Genomic DNA, 17,047 nt, shown 5'->3' on the forward strand with positions numbered 1-17,047 from the left:
GGTAAGCGAAGGGAAATCATGCAACGCGAACTCGTCGAAAGAGAACTCACATCCGAAGGCCCCCGTCGTAGTGGGGGTGTCCGGCGAAAGCGTCGCAGCGTGGCGGTCAATGTGGCTGAAAGTCCGCTGGGTTGGCTGCACGCACACGGCCATCTCGAAGACCGCCTCTTCGATGCAGGAGAGAGGTTGCGCGCAGATTACGAATATTCGCAGCTTGGACCCAGCGTCACCATGTCGTGGGACCCGGTCCGCATTCGCGCCACGACGGATGAAGGGCTGAACCGGACAGAGAGACAGATGTCCGCTCGCAGCCGTTTTGACGGAGCGCTGGCCCGGGCTGGGAAGGGGCTGGAAGACGTCTTGTGGCGCGTCGTGTGCGCCGGAGAGTCACTTCCAGTAGCGGAAAAGGCGCTTTCGTGGCCTGCGCGAAGCGGAAAGCTGGTCTTGCGCCTGGCACTCGATCGGGTAGCCGATTTTTACAAGGTCAACTGATCACAGTCAGTCTTTGAACGCGCTCCGCAGCCAGTCCCAGAAACGTCTGATGAGTGAATTTTGCTCTTCCTCGCCTTGATCTGCAGCCACATTGGCATGGGCGGCCGCATCCGCCTCTGCCTTTTCGCGCAGGAGCTTTGTGCGCAGGGCGCTTTGTCTGCCTTGCGGTGTTGCGCAGATGGCAGAGCGGCGTGATCGCGCATCGCGCATGAAGGCGAGGCCATCGGGTCGGTCATCCTCAGTGAGCGTGACATTCTCTTCACTGGTTTCGATAGATGAGGTGGTTTCGGGCTCTTGCGCAAATGCGGCGCCACCAACGGAATCTTGCGTTACCTCAGGTTCCGGTCCGCTTGGCTGAGTATTTCCATCATCCTCTGGCGCGGATAGCCAGATGTCCAGATCGTAGTGTTCTTCCGGGACATCATAATCCTTAGCCGGATTGAGTTCGTCGAAGCGCGCAGGGCGCGGCACATAAGGTGACGACGCGACCGGTTCGACATCTGCGGGAATCTCGTCAGCGCCCGCTGCGGGACGAGATGCGACAGGGTTTCCAACCTGCGGCTCTTCCTTAGGGGTGAATGCGCCGATGAAACTGGTCACCGGCTTTCGCGCATCGTCACTCGAAGCAGGCGGCTGGCCGGCTTGGGCGTCCGGCGGTTCGGGAGACCGGATGATTGGCGAGATATCAGTCCAGGGCTCCGGTTTCGCATTCCGTTCGGCATTATCTGCCTCGATCCCCATTCCATCATCGGCAGGGGCATAATCCAGTTCCTGGGCGGCAATTTCCGGATTTATGGGAAGCGAGGGGAAAATGCGGTGAGCAATGTCGAGGCCGTCTTCGATCTGAACTTCGGCAGGATCGTCTGTAGTAAATCCGAAATCGGTCCCGCTATCGGCGTGGAGACCATTGGAGAGGGGGCTGTCATCCTCTGGAAGCGGAGCAGTGCGTCGCTTTGTCAGCGAAAGGACTGCTTCCGACGAGGGCAGATATTCCTCGCTGTCGTCCTGCACTTCGTCCGACTGGCCCATTTCTTCGGGGTCATCGTCTTCCATCGGTGCCAGACCAAGGATCATTGCCGGTCGCGGGCTGCGTTCCGCATCTTCACCCAGCAAATCGGCTGAAGCATCGTGAAAGGCGGCATGCGCTTTTTCCAGTTCGTCAGGATCAAGGACCAGCACGGGCTTTTTCTTGAATTTGCGTGGTCCGCCAAGCATTTCCAGACTGCCATAGGCAGGTCCGCTCGCGCCGGATTCGCCCTGTAAGGCGGAAGATGCCGCTATTCCCATGTCACATCTTTTGGCGTGCTTTGGTGCAAACGGTATGAGGAGACGTGGTTAACAGCGCCTTTACTTTTTGAAAGGGGTCAACTCTCGACCTGTTCGGCAAGCATCAGCCAGCGTTCTTCCGCGGCATCCTTTTCCTCCCGCGCGAGCTGGAGGGAGCGGTTGATACGCGCGAATTTCTCCGGATCGGCGGTGTAGAGAGCAGGGTCGGCCAGTGCCGTCTCGCCCTTGGAAATCAGGCTCTCCAGCTCTTCTATACGCGCCGGAAGCTGGTCGTAATCGCGCTGGTCCTTGTAAGTAAGCTTACCTGATTTCGGTGGCGCAGGCGCAGGCCCTGGCGGCTGGTCTTGCGGAGCGTCCCCTGCATCCCCAGCATTGTCAGCAGCTTGCTTCTTTGCGGGGCGTTTCTTGCGGATCTTCTCCCAATCTTCATACCCGCCTGCAACGATATCGACAGAACCGCTACCATCCAGGCCGAGCGTCACTGTTACCGTGCGATCAAGAAAGTCGCGGTCATGGCTGACGATCAGCACCGTGCCTTCGTAATCCGCAATGACTTCCTGAAGAAGATCAAGCGTCTCAAGGTCCAGATCATTGGTCGGCTCGTCCAGCACCAGCAAATTGGAAGTGCGAGCAAATTCGCGTGCAAGAAGCAGGCGAGATCGTTCCCCGCCAGAGAATGTGCCGATCTTGGCGTCGACAAGGCCGGGATCGAAGAGGAAGTCTTTCAGATAGGCCTGCACATGCTTGCGGTTCCCGCGAACATCGATCCAGTCGCCGCCCTCCGCCAGCACCTGCCGCACGCTCTTTTGCGGATCGAGCAGCGCGCGTTGCTGATCGATCATCACCCCGCTCAGCGTCTGGGCGTGGGTCACTGTGCCGCTGTCAGGTGCGATTTCCTTTGTCAGCAATTTCAGCAAGGTTGTCTTGCCCGCTCCGTTGGAGCCGACGAGGCCGATGCGGTCACCGCGCTGGATACGCAGGCTGAACGGTTTGATGATTTCCCGCCCGTCATACGATTTGGTGATATCCTCTGCCACGATGACGGATTTGCTTTTGAATTCCGCATCGCTCGCCAGCTTCAGCTTGGCCGTCCCGCCGGGAGAAATCATCGCGGCGCGCTGGGCGCGCATATCCCACAATTTTTCCAGCCGACCCATATTGCGCTTGCGCCGCGCGGTCACGCCGCGTTCAAGCCAGTGGGCTTCGATTTTCAGCTTGGCATCAAGCTTGTGCGCTGCGCGCGCTTCTTCGGCATAGGCCTGTTCCTCCCACGCCTCATATCCGCCGAATCCGACTTCCTTGCGTCGGATATTTCCGCGATCCAGCCACAGCGTGGCGCGCGTCAGACGTTTAAGGAAGGTACGATCATGGCTGATAACGACGAAGGCGCCGCGATAACGGTCCAGCCAGCTTTCCAGCCAATCGATTGCGGCAAGGTCGAGATGGTTGGTCGGCTCATCCAGCAGGATCAGGTCCGGCTCCTGCGCCAAAGCGCGCGCGATGGCAGCACGGCGCCTTTCACCGCCACTGGCAGTCGCCGCAGGCGTCGTCATATCTATGCCGAGCTGGCTGGCGATAGCCTCCACGCCATGTTCCGGTGGAGCGCGATCACCTGCCAAGGCGAAGTCCATCAAGGTAGCGCAGCTGGAGAAATCGGGTTCCTGTTCCAGCCAGACGATATTGGCATAGGCCTTGACCTTGCGCACGCCGCGATCGGGCTCGACCTCTCCGGTGATGAGCCGCAGTAAGGTGGTCTTGCCCACACCATTGCGCCCGATCAGCGCCAATCTGTCACGCGGGCCGATATGCAGGTCCAGCCCGTCGCCATGCGCGGGATCGCCGAACAGCCAGCGGCCGCCCTGTTGCAGGCCAAGCCCTTCGAGCGAGAGGATGGGTGGTTCGGCCATGATCGGGGGGGCAAGTAGGCGTGGCGCGGGCGAGTGGCAAGCGTGCTGTCAGGGAACAGACAGGCCATATCTGGCTTAATCGTGAGAAGCCCAGTGTAGAAACTGCTCAAAGGAATAGTTCGATGATCCGTACCCTGATCCCCGCGATTGCCCTCGCCACCAGTGCGTCGCCTGCCGCAGCCGAAGTCACTGTGGAAGCAACAGGACCGATTATTGAAATCACCATTACGGAAAATGTCACGGTCGACCCCGATATCGCCAATCTAAGCGCTGGGGTGACGACGCTGGCACCAACGGCGGTGGAGGCCATGCGGCAGAACGCCAGCCAGATGCATCGCGTAATAGAGCGAATTGAGGTGCTGGGCGTTGATGAGGACGATATCCAGACTAGCGGCGTCAGCGTTGGAGCGGAATATCGCTATGACGATGGCACCAATCAGCCGCGCTTCACCGGTTATCGCGTTTCGAACCGCGTCAATGTGGTGCTGCGCGATATCTCCGATACCGGCGAAGTTCTTGACGCATTGGTAGCCGCGGGCGCAACAGATCTGGGCGGCATCGGCTGGGCTATCGATAATCCTGAGCCCGCGCAGGATCAGACTCGGCAGGCGGCATTTGCTACAGGGCGTGAGCGCGCCATCGCCTATGCCCGCATGTCAGGCTATTCCGACGTTCGCCTTTTGGAAATCAGCGAAACGATCATGGGGTCAAGGCCATTCGCACAGGACGCTAACATAGTGACCGCCGCTTCGCGCAGTGAAAGTACGCCCGTGCGTCCGGGGCAGGTGCAAGCCGGTGTTTCGGTGAACTTCACCTTCGAAATGGTACAATAGTTGATTGGAGGCAGGCGGCGCAGTGATGCTTTTGTGACACGGCTTAACCAGCCTGAACGGCGATCTCGCGGAAAATTCACATCTGGTTCAACGCCAAGGCTATAAACCGGCAACCAGAATGAAGATCTCCAAAGCCTCCCTTGCAATTTGTGCCGCCGTTGCCGCTCTTGCAGTAACGCCCGCGCATGCCCAGTCGCGCAATCAGTCGCGCGGTGATCAGGACAGGGCTCGTGCCGAAATGCAGGCTGGGCGCAATCTTCCCATCCGCGATATCGAACGTCGGATAATCCCACAGATGCGCTCTCAAGATGAGTACATCGGTTTTGAATATGATTCCACGGCGCAGGCCTATCGCCTCAAATTCATCCGTAACGGTCGGATGATCTGGGTCGATGTCGATGCCCAGACTGCCCGTGTGCTGCGCGTTTCGCGCTAATTCCTTTCCCCCATTGGAAACCTGCAGCTTGCTTGACGCGTTCATGTTGAAAGCCCAAGTGAGCGGGCGCTATTATGCAGGGGAATTTGGATGCGTATCCTGATTGTCGAGGATGAACCAACGCTGGGCCAGCAGCTCAAGACGACGCTGGAGCAGACAGGCTATGCCGTCGATCTTTCTACTGACGGTGAAGACGGACACTTTCTGGGCAGCACTGAAGATTATGATGCCGTGATACTTGATCTCGGCCTGCCCGAAATTGACGGTCTTACCGTGCTTGGCATGTGGCGGCGCGAAGGGCGCAATTTCCCCGTGCTCGTGCTGACTGCGCGCGATAGCTGGTCCGACAAGGTGGCCGGGCTTGATGCTGGCGCGGATGATTATCTTGCCAAGCCGTTCCAGACCGAAGAATTGATCGCCCGCCTTCGTGCGTTGATCCGCCGCGCATCAGGCAATGCTTCTTCGGAACTGACATCCGGCAAGGTGCGGCTGGATACACGTTCTGGTCGCGTCACCCTGGCCGGAGAACCGGTCAAGCTGACGGCGCAGGAATACAAGCTCCTGTCCTACCTTATGCATCACAAGGGCAAGGTGGTCAGCCGGACGGAACTGATCGAACATATTTATGATCAGGATTTCGATCGCGATTCGAACACGATCGAAGTGTTTGTCACCCGTATCCGCAAGAAGCTTGGCGCAGAAGTAATCACGACAATTCGTGGACTCGGTTACAGCCTCGACGACCCCGACGACGCCCCCCGCGAATAGTGGCGGCGAAAGCGGCGAAGTCTCCCCTGGGCAGGGGCGCGCATCACCCGCGGGGGATGTGGCGATAGATACCGCGCATCAGGACGATACCGAACCGGCGCTGAAAATAGCCCATACCGGCAGCCTTTCGCGGCGCATGATTATGATCGCCGCAGGCTGGATCTTGATCTTGCTGAGCGTTGGCGGCTTTGCGCTGGATCGCGTGCTGACAAACCAATTGCAAAACGAATTCGACAACCGGCTGGTCATCCCGCTGAACGCCATGCTTCGATCCGCCGAACTCGATGATTTCGGTGATGTGAAATTCAATTCTATTCTCGGCAACCAGAATTATCTGGAGCCGCGGAGCGGTTCCTATTGGCAAATTAGCGGGAAAGGACGCGAAACCTTCCCGTCGAACAGCTTGTGGGATGATCGTCTGGAGGTTCGCGATGTGAACGCTGTCGAGCCGATTTTCTACAATTCCGATCAGTTTCCAAACGAAGAACTGCGCATCGTGCAGCGCACAGTGACTTTGCCGGGCAGCGATGTGCGCTGGCAATTCGTCGTAGCGCAAAAGCGGGAGGATATCGACAATCAGATAGCTACCGTGCGCGCCACTCTTGCATGGTCTTTCGCCATTCTGGGCATTGGCCTCTTCCTGATGGCAGTGGCGCAGACATGGTATGGGCTTGGCCCTTTGCGGCGGGTGCGTCAGGCTATCGCGCGGATCCGTTCGACTGGCCTCAACCGTGTGACAGAACCATTGCCGCTTGAAGTGCAACCGATGGTGGAGGAGCTGAATGCGTTGCTCGCCCATTCGGAAAGGCAGGCGGAAGAGGCGCGCACCCATGCCGGCAATCTCGCGCATGCTCTCAAAACCCCGCTCACGGTGCTGAACAACGCCGCGCATGCAAGTTCTCCCGATCTTGATGGGACAGTACTGCGCGAAGCGGAAACCATGCAGCGCCATGTCGATCACCATCTTGCCCGGGCACGGGCCGTTGGCAGGCGCGCTACGGGACTGTCACGGACCAGCGCGATGGAAAGTGCGCGCGGTGTGGAGCGTGCTGTATCGCGGCTGTATCAGCATGTGCGCTTCGACATTGACGGCAAGGATTGTAATGTCGCGATGGAGCGTCAGGACCTCGACGAATTGCTGGGTAATCTGGTCGAAAATGCAGCGAAATACGGTGGTGGCAGCGTATTTGTGACCATCGATGCCGAACCCGAAGCAGAGGGTTGCGTGGTTTGGATAGAAGATGACGGCGCAGGCATTCCCGAAAAGGCGCGTGCTGAGATATTTGAGCGTGGGGCGCGGCTGGATACCGGCAAGCCCGGCACCGGGCTGGGGCTGGCCATCGTGCGCGACGTGGCGGAAATCTACAATGGCTCCGTCTCGCTACACGAAAGTGAAGATTTGGGCGGATTGTTGGTGAAGCTTACCTTGCCGCGCGCAGGCTAGGGTTCAAGAGTCTTACCAAGGCTTTCCATAAAGGCTTCCTGCTCCACAAAATCTTCAGTCCGGCAGCCGTCCACAAGCCAATCGAAGAACACCAGCATCAAATCACGCTCGCCTGATTGGAATGCGGCGCAGGCGGCATTTACGTTCTGGGCAATTGCGGGCGAAGCCGTTGTGCTGAGCAGTCCGAGAACCTCGTCGACTTCCTCACAGTGCAGCATTTATGACGTTCGCGAGAATCTCATTTACTACGGGCGATGTGGTGGTGCCGGATCACCTCCTCGATCACGAATCGGATGAATTTTTCGCTGAATTCAGGGTCAAGATCGGCTTCCACAGCCAGTTTTCGCAGTCGGGAAATCTGTTTTGCTTCCCGGTCGGGATCGGCCGGTGGAAGTTCGGTCTGTGCCTTATATTCGCCAACGGCCTGCGTGATGCGGAAACGTTCTGCCAGAATATGAATTAGCGCAGCGTCGATATTGTCGATGCTGCGGCGAAAAGCGGCGAGTTGCGTGTCTGTTGCGGGATTGTTCATCGGCGGGTCCTTGGCCATTTTGCGCGCCTGTGCGGCAGCGCCGTGCCTCGCATCTGGCTTTAGGTTGAGGTTGGGGATAGTGGAGCGGGGTAGGGCGGCATAGTGTCTCGTCCGCTTCAATGCGGCAGAAATGTCCGCTTGCCAACACCCCGTTGCATAGCCATTGAGGCCCGCATGAGCGACAATGTCGTCCCCCTGAAGCGCGCAAATGACGGTGATCGGCCCTCGCTGGCCCCCATCCTGTCGCTAACCGCCACGCCGATGAACGCGGTCAACGCCATCATCCTTGACCGTATGCAGAGCGAAATTCCGCTGATTCCGGCACTCGCCGGCCATCTGATCGCCGGCGGTGGTAAACGCATGCGCCCCATGCTGACATTGGCGGGCGCGGAATTGCTGGGGTACCAAGGCACCCGCCATCACAAGCTTTCTGCCGCAGTCGAGTTCATCCACACAGCGACTTTGCTGCATGATGATGTGGTTGATGGCAGCGAGATGCGGCGCGGAAAATCCGCTGCCAATATCGTTTATGGCAATCCGGCAACCGTGCTTGTTGGCGATTTCCTGTTTTCCCGTTCGTTTGAACTGATGGTGGAAGACGGAAGCCTGAAGGTACTCAAGATCTTGTCTTCCGCCAGCGCAATAATTGTGCAGGGCGAGGTCGATCAGCTGACCGCACAGCGCAAGATAGAAACTTCGGAGGAGCGATACCTCAAGATTGTGGACGCGAAGACGGCCGCACTCTTTGCTGCTGCCAGCCGCATTTCCGCTGTCGTTGCAGAACGTGACGAATCAGAGGAAATCGCGCTCGATACATATGGCCGAAACCTCGGCATTGCTTTCCAGCTGGTGGATGACGCGCTCGATTACGATGCCAATGCTGCAGAAATGGGCAAGGACCCGGGCGATGATTTTCGCGAAGGCAAGATGACGATGCCGGTAATCCTCGCCTATGCCCGCGGGTCGGAGGAGGAGCGCCGCTTCTGGCAGGATGCAATCGCCGGCTTCGCGGTGGAGGATGAAGATCTTGCCCATGCGGTGGAATTGATTCGCAAGCATGATTGCGTGACAGCCACCAGAGACCGCGCCAGGCACTTTGCCCAGCGTGCCTGCGATGCCTTGTCGATCTTCCCCGATAGTGCCGCCCGCCGCGCCATGATCGAGGCCGCGCAATTTGCAGTGACGCGGGGCTTTTGAACCTGCACCGTCGCGAGAATTGCGATTTGTCGGGTTGGCAGAAACCATGACCGATCTTCCCATCAACGCCGTCCTTCCAGAACTGCTGACGGCTCTTTCTGATGGGAATGGCGCAGTGCTGGTCGCACCGCCGGGAGCGGGCAAGACGACATCTGTCGCCCCTGCATTGCTCGATGAAAAATGGTGCAGCGGACAGATCATTCTGACCAGCCCGCGCCGGGTGGCCGCGCGCGCTGCAGCAGAGCGCATCGCGCAGATGTTGGGTGAACCGGTAGGACAGCAGGTCGGCTATCTCACGCGGTTGGACAGCAAGACGAGTAAAGCGACGCGTATCTTCGTCGTGACGGAGGCGATTCTGATCAATCGCCTGCTGGAAGATCAGGAGCTGGCGGGTGTTTCCGCACTGTTGTTCGATGAAGCGCATGAACGCCATCTCGACAGTGACCTGGGACTTGCGCTGGCGCTGGAGACACAAACGGTGCTGCGGGAGGACCTGCGCATTGTCGTCATGTCCGCAACCATAGATGGCGCGCGTTTCGCCCGTTTGATGGGGGAGCCCACTAAAGTTATCGAAAGCGCAGGCATTGCTTACCCCCTTAATCTGCGCTGGCTTGGCAGCGCGGCAGAGAGGCGTCTGGAAGACCAGATGACCTCTGCCGTTCTCACGGCATGGCGCGAACAGGAGGGCGACATACTCGTATTCCTTCCCGGCGTAGGGGAGATAGAGCGGGTGCGCGAACGTCTGGCGCAGAAATTGCCCGATACCCCGATCCTTCCGCTGCACGGACAAATCCAGCCAGAAAATCAGCGCGCCGCGATCCGCCGCGACCCCGATGGCCACCGCCGCATCGTACTCGCCACGTCTATTGCGGAAACATCGCTGACATTGGACGGGGTTAGCGTGGTAGTGGATTCAGGGCTTGCGCGCCGAGCGGAATTTGACCGTGCGGCTGGCACCAGCCACCTCGTCACCCAGCGTTCAAGCCAGGCGGCTGCGGCGCAAAGGGCAGGGCGTGCAGTGCGGCAGGGGCCAGGTGTGGCCTATCGCCTGTGGGAGGAAGCGGGCCATGCCGGACGACCGACTTTCGACGTGCCCGAAATGCTGAGCGCCGATCTTGCGCCATTAATCTTGTCCCTTGCCCGATGGGGCGTGACAGATCCTGCCAGCCTGCAATGGCTCGACACGCCGCCTGATGCATCTGTCGCATCCGCGCGTGCAAGGCTGGCTGCGCTGGGCGCGCTCGACGATGACGGAGCGATTACGCCATGGGGCGAGAAAATCGCTTCGCTTTCGCTTGATCCCGAAGGTGCGGCTGCCGTGCTTCTTGCCGCGCAGCATGGGCAGGCAGAGGATGTCGCGCGGCTAGTCTTGTTGACGCAGGAGCGCGGGCTTGGCGGGCGAGGAGAGGATTTGCTGCAACGCTTGTCACGATGGAATGGGGACAGGCGCGCGCGGGCGCAGGCATCGCGCAAATTGGCATCATCCTGGGTGAAGGCAGCGGACCGGCTGGTAACGGGGAAGCCTGACAAGCCGCTTGATCCGGCAATCTTCATTGCGCTGGCAAGGCCGGATTTTGTTGCGCGTCGGCGCGATGCATCGGGAGAACACTGGATCTCGGCAGGCGGGCGCGGCTTTGCGCTAGATCCTGCTTCTCCGCTGGCGCGGGCCGAATGGCTGGTAATCGCCGATGCGACAGGGCAGGCCAAGGGCGCGCGCATCACCGCTGCCGCACTGCTGGACCGCGCAGATATAGAACGACATCTCGATCATCTCATAGAATACCGCACGATAGCCCGCTGGAATGAGAGTGAAAACCGGGTGGAGGCGCGGCGCCAACGGCGGCTGGGCGCCATAACTTTGGCAAGTGGACCCGATCCTGTCCCTGATGGCCGAGTGCTTGTGGATATTTTGGTGGAAAAGGCGGGGGAAAAGCTGGGGGAACTGCTGCCCCCAAGCCTGATCGCCCGCGCTCGTTTTGCAGGCTTGGATAGTCTCTCCGAAGTAAGATTGAGGGAAAGTGCAGAGGCCTGGCTTGCCCCGCTCCTTGACGGTCGACGCGACCTCTCACTTCCGGCTTCCCATTACGCCGAAGCTGCGCTGGGCCTGCTTGCATGGGAGGACCGCCAGCAACTCGATTCCCTTGCTCCGCGACATTTCACCAGCCCTGCCGGAACAACGCATGCCATAGATTATGCCGGTGAACACGCGCCCAGCGTGGAAGTGCGGGTGCAGGCCCTGTTCGGGCTGGACCGCCATCCTAACGTGGGAAACACACCCTTGTTGATCCACCTCACTAGTCCGGCGGGAAGACCTTTACAGGCCACACGCGACCTTCCCGGTTTCTGGCGGGGTAGCTGGGCTGATGTGCGCAAGGATATGAAGGGCCGCTATCCCAAACATCGCTGGCCGGATGAACCGTGGACTGAAAAACCCAGCCTCAAAATCAAGAATGCCTTTCGCGGATAATGCCTTTTGATCACCTGTGACTTGATTTCCTTGCCAAACAGAACCTAGGGGAGAACCTATGGAAGCGCGCATCTACAAACGTCCCAAATCGGCCATGCAATCGGGCAAGGCACTGGTCGATCAATGGGTTCTCGATTTCGTCCCGGCAGAGGCGAAGAAGCCCGATCCCCTGATGGGCTGGGCTGGCAGTGGCGATACGCGCCAGCAAGTGCAGCTCAAATTCCCCACATCAGAGGCGGCTCAGGCCTACGCAGCCAAATACGGCATCGCCGCACGCGTGCATTCCGTTCCGCCCAAGGCATTGAAGATACAGGCCTACGCCGACAATTTCCGCTGACGCATGGTGAGCGCCTGACGCGCCCGCTTGCAAAGTTTCCGCTTTACCACCATATGGCGCGCCGGGAGTCGGGTGGACGTTCGCGTCTGCTTACCGGGTCAGGTCCGGAAGGAAGCAGCCCAGGTAGATGGCAGCGGGTCGCTCGGCTCCTTTTCACAGTCAATCCGCCAATATGGCGCTGATGATTACCCCCTATATTCCAGACATAATGTGGCGATGACATTCGCTTGGCATGCGCCTACCTTTACCAGCATGAGTGATTCCCCGGAAAAGCCGGACAGCCCGCCATGGGCAGACGATGCGCAGGTGGAGGAGCGCAAGCCCTCCGCCGTCGAACTTGAGGCAGCCGGACAGGATACGATGTTCGGCGCGCCGCCACCGTCTCCTGAAACGGGGGCAGAACCCGCGCCCGAACCTGCAACGGGCGCACAAGGCACAGTCCCCGATACCGCCAGCCAGCCTTATCGAGTGCTGGCGCGCAAATACCGTCCGCAGACCTTCAGTCAGCTGATCGGGCAGGAACCGATGGTGCGCACGCTGGCAAATGCCATAGAGCGTGACCGGCTGGCGCATGCCTTTCTGATGACGGGCGTGCGCGGGGTTGGCAAAACCTCCACCGCGCGGCTTATCGCCAAGGCCCTGAATTGCATCGGACCGGACGGGGAGGGTGGCCCCACGATAGATCCTTGCGGCGAATGTGAACCGTGTACCGCCATTGCCGAAGGTCGCCATATCGACGTGATCGAGATGGACGCGGCCAGCCACACCGGCATTGACGATATTCGCGAGATTATAGAGGCTGTGCGCTACGCCACTGTCAGCGCGCGCTTCAAGATCTACATCATTGACGAGGTTCATATGCTGTCCAAGGCGGCCTTCAACGGCCTGCTGAAAACACTGGAGGAACCCCCCGAGCATGTAAAATTCCTGTTCGCCACGACCGAGGTGGAAAAGCTCCCCGTCACCGTGCTCAGCCGGACGCAGCGGTTTGACCTGCGGCGCATCCCGACAGAATTGTTGCAGAAGCACTTTGCATTTGTCTGCAGGGAAGAAGGGGTCGAGGCCGAGGAAGAGGCGCTCGCCATGATTGCAGCAGCAGCAGAAGGTTCCGTGCGTGACGGGCTTTCCATCCTCGATCAGGCCATTGCCCATGCCGACATGGAGAGCAACGGATCGTCCACCATGGTTCGCGCAGGCAAGGTGCGCGATATGCTGGGGCTTGCCGACAAGGGCGCGCAGCGGCGGCTGTTCCAGCATCTGCTCGAAGGTAAACCGCAAAAACTGCTCGAATCAATTGCCGATCAATATGCGCTGGGGGTTGAACCGCTGGCGCTGCTGCGTGCGTTGATGGAATTTACCCACCGCGTCGCCATTGCCCAGATCGGGGAAAGCGATGCCGTTTCGCAGGAAGAGCGTGAGGCTTTGGGCAAATGGGCAGACAGGCTCTCTGCCGGGCAGGTGCACCGCTTGTGGCAATTGCTGCTTAAGGGTCATGATGAGGTGAAAACAGCGCCCGACCCATTGGTATCCGCGCAAATGGCACTGCTGCGCGTGCTGCATGCTGCCGACATGCCCGATCCGGGCAAACTTGCGCGCCAGATCAAGGATTACGCCTTGAGCGGTGGGCGCGCGAATACAGCGTCCGCTGGTGCTGAAAATGGCGGTAATGCACCTGCTGCAGCGATTTCATGGGCGGATGTAGTTGATCGGATTGATCGTTCTCACTTGCCCAACGCCATGTCGCTCGCCACCTTGTTGCGGATGCAGGTGCGTGTCGTTTCGCTCCAGCCCGGCAGGCTGGAATATGCACAGCCTCCCGGTTTTGAAGAGGATATCTCCTCCGAGATGCGGCAGGGGCTTCAACAGGTATTCGGGAATCGCTGGGAAGTGATCAAATCCGATCAGAACGGTGCGCCCACACTTGTCGAACAGGCAGAAGCCCTTCGCAAGGCGGAGGCAGAGCGCATTCGCAACCATCCATTGGTTTCGGCGGCATTTGATGCTTTTCCCGATGCCAGGATGGTCGAAAATTCAGAACCAACGCGCGGACGCGAAGACTGGTCGCGCAGCGCCTGAGACAGAAGGAATACAGTGATGCAGAATATGGAAGAAATGATGAAGGCCGCACAAGAAGCGGCAGGCAAGATCCAGCAGCAGATGCAGGATGCACAGGTCAAGCTGGACACGATCGAGGTTGAAGGCAATGCCGGCGGTGGTCTGGTCAAGGTGCGTGCCAGTGCCCGTGGCCGAATGATCGGTGTGCAGATTGATGACAGCCTGATGAAGCCGGAAGAAAAATCGATTCTGGAAGACCTCGTCACCGCTGCCTTCAACGATGCGCGCGACAAGGCGGATCGCAAGGCCAATGAACACATGGCAGAGTTGCAGCAGGGCATGGGCCTTCCGCCCGGGTTCAACCTTCCGGGTATGGGGTGAGGCACACCCGTTAGAACTTTGACCAGCACCTAATCATCCTCATAATTCTTGCGGCGCCGGTCCGGGGCACAGACGGTGCCGTTGTCCGTGACAGCGCAAAAGGCCGTGGGCAACGGCAATGCTTCGGTCGGCTTTCATGCCGCCGGAAAGAACTATGGTGTGAATTAACAGGCAAACCCATCCACACCTAAGCGTCGTCCCCCGTTGCAGGCACAGTGCTGTGTCCCCATATTCGGGTTCAAGCCACGGCGGCCACATTGGTGCGCCGCCCTCAGATTACGGAATTTGATATGAACGCCTATCCCCTTCTTCCCTTGCGCGACATCGTCGTTTTCCCCGGCATGGTCGTCCCGCTATTTGTCGGTCGCGATAAATCGGTGGCGGCGCTGGAGGCCGCGATGGAGGCAGAGCGTGAAATTTTCCTCGTCGCGCAGGTCGATCCAGCCAGCGATGATCCCGAGCGCGAAGATTTGTATGACATCGGCACGATCGCGCAGGTGCAGCAAATGCTCAAGCTGCCTGACGGCACGGTGCGCGTATTGGTGGAGGGCAAAACCCGCGCCAAGATGAGCGAGTTGGAAGTCGCTGGCGAATTTGTCATGGCGCGCACCGCCGCGCTTGATGAAGCCACTGCCTCGGGCACTGAAGTTGCCGCCATGATGCGCAGCGCGCTGGAACAGTTTGCCGATTATGCGCGGACCAACAAGAAGTTGCCGGAAGATATCGAAACGGAACTCGCCGATATCGAAGATGCTGGCCAATTGGCCGATGCTATCGCCGCCAGCCTTGCAGCCAAGGTGGATACCAAGCAGCAATTGCTGGTTGAAACGGATGCGATGAAGCGGCTGGAAATGGTATTTTCGCTGATGGAAAGCGAACTGTCAGTCCAGCAGGTCGAACGCAAGATCCGTGGGCGCGTAAAGCGCCAGATGGAAAAGACTCAGCGCGAATATTACCTCAACGAACAGATGAAAGCGATCCAGAGCGAGCTGGGCGGCGAAGACGGTGAGGGCGACGAATTGCTCGAACTCGCCAAGACGATTGCCGAAACCAAGCTTTCCAAGGAGGCCAGAACCAAGGCCGAAAGTGAGCTGAAAAAGCTGAAAAGCATGCAGCCGATGAGCGCCGAAGCCACCGTGGTGCGCAATTACCTTGATGTGCTGCTGGGCTTGCCATGGGGCAAGAAAAGCAAGCTGAAAAAAGACATCGCCAAGGCGCAGGAAGTGCTCGACGCCGATCACTATGCGCTCGACAAGGTGAAAGATCGCATTATCGAATATCTCGCCGTGCAGGCGCGGACGAACAAGTTGAAGGGTCCGATACTGTGCCTCGTCGGCCCACCGGGTGTCGGTAAGACCAGCCTTGGCAAGTCAATCGCGCGGGCCACTGGGCGCGAATTCATCCGCCAAAGCCTTGGCGGTGTGCGTGACGAGGCCGAGATCCGTGGTCATCGCCGCACCTATATCGGCTCGCTGCCTGGCAAGATCGTATCCAATCTGAAGAAGGCAGGGACTGGCAATCCACTCTTCCTGCTCGATGAGATTGACAAGCTGGGGCAGGATTTCCGCGGTGATCCTGCATCGGCGTTGCTGGAGGTGCTGGACCCCGAACAGAACAGCAAGTTCCAGGATCATTACCTTGAACTGGACATCGATCTGTCGGACGTCATGTTCGTCACCACGGCAAACAGCCTGAACTTGCCACAGCCGCTGCTGGACCGGATGGAGATCATCCGCCTAGAAGGCTATACTGAGGACGAGAAGGTCGAGATTGCGCAGCGCCACCTTATCGCCAAACAGGTTGAGGATCACGGTCTCAAGGACGGCGAATTTACGCTGACCGAAGAAGGGCTGCGCGATCTGATACGCTATTACACCCGCGAAGCCGGGGTGCGAACGCTGGAGCGCGAGATTGCCAATCTGGCCCGCAAGACCTTGCGCAAGATCCTCGAAAAGAAAGTCGAGACTGTTACGGTCACAGCCGAAAATCTCGGCGATTTTGCCGGTGTACGCAAATTCAAGCACGGCATGTCCGAAGATGAAGCCCAGGTCGGGGCAGTGACGGGTCTTGCATGGACATCGGTAGGCGGCGAATTGCTGACTATCGAAAGCGTCACCACGCCGGGCAAGGGCGAGGCCAAGACCACCGGTAAACTGGGCGAGGTGATGAACGAATCCGTCGCTGCGGCCTTCAGCTTCGTAAAGGCCCGTGCCCCAGCCTATGGCATCAAGCCGAGCATTTTCCAGCGCAAGAATGTCCATATCCACTTGCCCGAGGGCGCCGTGCCGAAAGACGGGCCGAGCGCTGGTGTCGGCATGGTCACATCAATCGTTTCCACGCTGACGGGCACCACAGTGCGCCCCGATGTCGCGATGACGGGTGAAGTCACTTTGCGGGGCCGCGTGCTGGCCATCGGCGGACTGAAAGAAAAGCTGCTTGCTGCGCTGCGTGGCGGAATCAAGACGGTGCTGATCCCGGCAGATAATGAGAAAGATCTCGCTGAAATTCCCGACAACGTGAAGGAGGGTCTGGAAATCATTCCGGTCAGCCATGTCGATGAAGTGCTTGAAATCGCTCTGACAGAAACCTTGGCGCCCATCGAATGGACCGAGGCGGACGATCTTGCCAGCCAGCCGCATGGCCCGGCTGTTTCGGCCTCTCCCGCATCGTCTGAAGCGCCGTCTGGCACTACGGCCCATTGAACCTATCGGCAGTGCGTTTCGTCGCGTGCTGCCGACCGGCTTATTGACGGCATGACGCCTGCGAAGGCAGACACCCGGTCATCTCGAATTCATTGTAATTTCGTTTCATTTGTAAAAAAGCCTGATTTTCAGCGGGAATGCCTTTGACAGCAGCCGCAAAACTCGCTCAATTCAAAGAATCGTGTGACGATGGAACTTCGACACCAAGA

General features: G+C 58.9%; 15 protein-coding genes and 1 other RNA gene. 12 read left to right on the forward strand and 4 right to left on the reverse strand.

Annotation, left to right across the window (positions count from 1 at the left end; all coding sequences use genetic code 11):
* The first annotated feature begins 18 nt into the window (after window positions 1-18).
* Window positions 19-492 (forward strand): DUF6456 domain-containing protein, encoded by a 474-nt coding sequence (locus CP97_RS08400; protein ID WP_048885561.1) that lies wholly within the window; start codon window positions 19-21, stop codon window positions 490-492.
* 6 nt (window positions 493-498) lie between these two features.
* On the opposite strand, the gene CP97_RS08405 is transcribed toward CP97_RS08400, so the two are convergent.
* Both CP97_RS08405 and CP97_RS08410 read right to left on the reverse strand, forming a co-directional pair.
* Complete coding sequence (locus CP97_RS08405; protein WP_048885562.1) at window positions 499-1,779, reverse strand: hypothetical protein; 1,281 nt, start codon at window positions 1,777-1,779, stop codon at window positions 499-501.
* Between the two features lie 77 nt (window positions 1,780-1,856).
* Entirely contained in the window at window positions 1,857-3,686 is a 1,830-nt protein-coding gene (locus CP97_RS08410) for an ABC-F family ATP-binding cassette domain-containing protein (protein WP_048885563.1), read from the reverse strand.
* 122 nt (window positions 3,687-3,808) lie between these two features.
* Here CP97_RS08410 and CP97_RS08415 point away from each other — a divergent pair, with 122 nt between their 5' ends.
* The 4 genes from CP97_RS08415 to CP97_RS08430 all read left to right on the forward strand — a co-directional run bounded on the left by CP97_RS08415 (window position 3,809) and on the right by CP97_RS08430 (window position 7,167).
* Window positions 3,809-4,519, forward strand: coding sequence for an SIMPL domain-containing protein (locus tag CP97_RS08415; protein WP_048885564.1), 711 nt, complete (start codon window positions 3,809-3,811; stop codon window positions 4,517-4,519).
* Window positions 4,520-4,637: 118 nt separating this feature from the next.
* Window positions 4,638-4,955: a hypothetical protein gene (locus CP97_RS15930; protein ID WP_082863771.1), complete on the forward strand. Its 318-nt coding sequence runs from the start codon at window positions 4,638-4,640 to the stop codon at window positions 4,953-4,955.
* A 90-nt stretch (window positions 4,956-5,045) separates the two neighbouring features.
* Entirely contained in the window at window positions 5,046-5,723 is a 678-nt protein-coding gene (locus tag CP97_RS08425) for a response regulator transcription factor (RefSeq protein WP_048885566.1), read from the forward strand.
* Window positions 5,724-5,781: 58 nt separating this feature from the next.
* Entirely contained in the window at window positions 5,782-7,167 is a 1,386-nt protein-coding gene (locus CP97_RS08430; protein ID WP_418202067.1) for a sensor histidine kinase, read from the forward strand.
* Here CP97_RS08430 and CP97_RS08435 read toward each other — a convergent pair.
* Together CP97_RS08435 and CP97_RS08440 are read right to left on the reverse strand one after the other, a co-directional pair.
* The gene (locus CP97_RS08435; RefSeq protein ID WP_048885567.1) at window positions 7,164-7,385 is read right to left on the reverse strand and encodes a hypothetical protein; all 222 of its coding nucleotides are present in this window, start codon (window positions 7,383-7,385) and stop codon (window positions 7,164-7,166) included. The genes CP97_RS08430 and CP97_RS08435 overlap by 4 nt on opposite strands.
* Window positions 7,386-7,405: 20 nt before the next feature.
* Window positions 7,406-7,699, reverse strand: a complete 294-nt coding sequence (locus tag CP97_RS08440) for a chorismate mutase (RefSeq protein WP_048886866.1) — start codon at window positions 7,697-7,699, stop codon at window positions 7,406-7,408.
* 174 nt (window positions 7,700-7,873) lie between these two features.
* Between CP97_RS08440 and CP97_RS08445 the strand changes: the two genes are divergently transcribed.
* From CP97_RS08445 to lon, 7 genes are all read left to right on the forward strand, one after another.
* Window positions 7,874-8,896 carry a polyprenyl synthetase family protein gene (locus CP97_RS08445; RefSeq protein WP_048885568.1) on the forward strand — a complete coding sequence of 341 codons (1,023 nt, stop codon included), beginning with the start codon at window positions 7,874-7,876 and terminating at the stop codon, window positions 8,894-8,896.
* 46 nt (window positions 8,897-8,942) lie between these two features.
* Window positions 8,943-11,363: an ATP-dependent helicase HrpB gene (hrpB, locus tag CP97_RS08450; protein ID WP_048885569.1), complete on the forward strand. Its 2,421-nt coding sequence runs from the start codon at window positions 8,943-8,945 to the stop codon at window positions 11,361-11,363.
* A gap of 58 nt (window positions 11,364-11,421) precedes the next feature.
* Window positions 11,422-11,700, forward strand: coding sequence for an ETC complex I subunit (locus tag CP97_RS08455; RefSeq protein WP_048885570.1), 279 nt, complete (start codon window positions 11,422-11,424; stop codon window positions 11,698-11,700).
* 61 nt (window positions 11,701-11,761) lie between these two features.
* Window positions 11,762-11,856: signal recognition particle sRNA small type (ffs, locus tag CP97_RS08460), an RNA gene on the forward strand.
* Between the two features lie 96 nt (window positions 11,857-11,952).
* Window positions 11,953-13,776 carry a DNA polymerase III subunit gamma/tau gene (locus tag CP97_RS08465; protein WP_048886867.1) on the forward strand — a complete coding sequence of 608 codons (1,824 nt, stop codon included), beginning with the start codon at window positions 11,953-11,955 and terminating at the stop codon, window positions 13,774-13,776.
* Window positions 13,777-13,794: 18 nt separating this feature from the next.
* Window positions 13,795-14,136, forward strand: a complete 342-nt coding sequence (locus CP97_RS08470; RefSeq protein WP_048885571.1) for a YbaB/EbfC family nucleoid-associated protein — start codon at window positions 13,795-13,797, stop codon at window positions 14,134-14,136.
* Window positions 14,137-14,426: 290 nt separating this feature from the next.
* Window positions 14,427-16,838 (forward strand): endopeptidase La, encoded by a 2,412-nt coding sequence (lon, locus tag CP97_RS08475; RefSeq protein ID WP_048885572.1) that lies wholly within the window; start codon window positions 14,427-14,429, stop codon window positions 16,836-16,838.
* Window positions 16,839-17,047: the final 209 nt, after the last annotated feature.

This window comes from Aurantiacibacter atlanticus (genome assembly GCF_001077815.2).
In the GTDB taxonomy this organism is placed as follows: Bacteria; Pseudomonadota; Alphaproteobacteria; order Sphingomonadales; family Sphingomonadaceae; genus Alteraurantiacibacter; species Alteraurantiacibacter atlanticus.

Coding starts and splice junctions, on each gene's coding strand:
- CP97_RS08400 (WP_048885561.1), top strand. CDS start 19: ATGCAACGCGAACTCGTCGAAAGAGAACTCACATCCGAAGGCCCCCGT.
- CP97_RS08405 (WP_048885562.1), bottom strand. CDS start 1,779: ATGGGAATAGCGGCATCTTCCGCCTTACAGGGCGAATCCGGCGCGAGC.
- CP97_RS08410 (WP_048885563.1), bottom strand. CDS start 3,686: ATGGCCGAACCACCCATCCTCTCGCTCGAAGGGCTTGGCCTGCAACAG.
- CP97_RS08415 (WP_048885564.1), top strand. CDS start 3,809: ATGATCCGTACCCTGATCCCCGCGATTGCCCTCGCCACCAGTGCGTCG.
- CP97_RS15930 (WP_082863771.1), top strand. CDS start 4,638: ATGAAGATCTCCAAAGCCTCCCTTGCAATTTGTGCCGCCGTTGCCGCT.
- CP97_RS08425 (WP_048885566.1), top strand. CDS start 5,046: ATGCGTATCCTGATTGTCGAGGATGAACCAACGCTGGGCCAGCAGCTC.
- CP97_RS08435 (WP_048885567.1), bottom strand. CDS start 7,385: ATGCTGCACTGTGAGGAAGTCGACGAGGTTCTCGGACTGCTCAGCACA.
- CP97_RS08440 (WP_048886866.1), bottom strand. CDS start 7,699: ATGAACAATCCCGCAACAGACACGCAACTCGCCGCTTTTCGCCGCAGC.
- CP97_RS08445 (WP_048885568.1), top strand. CDS start 7,874: ATGAGCGACAATGTCGTCCCCCTGAAGCGCGCAAATGACGGTGATCGG.
- hrpB (WP_048885569.1), top strand. CDS start 8,943: ATGACCGATCTTCCCATCAACGCCGTCCTTCCAGAACTGCTGACGGCT.
- CP97_RS08455 (WP_048885570.1), top strand. CDS start 11,422: ATGGAAGCGCGCATCTACAAACGTCCCAAATCGGCCATGCAATCGGGC.
- CP97_RS08465 (WP_048886867.1), top strand. CDS start 11,953: ATGAGTGATTCCCCGGAAAAGCCGGACAGCCCGCCATGGGCAGACGAT.
- CP97_RS08470 (WP_048885571.1), top strand. CDS start 13,795: ATGCAGAATATGGAAGAAATGATGAAGGCCGCACAAGAAGCGGCAGGC.
- lon (WP_048885572.1), top strand. CDS start 14,427: ATGAACGCCTATCCCCTTCTTCCCTTGCGCGACATCGTCGTTTTCCCC.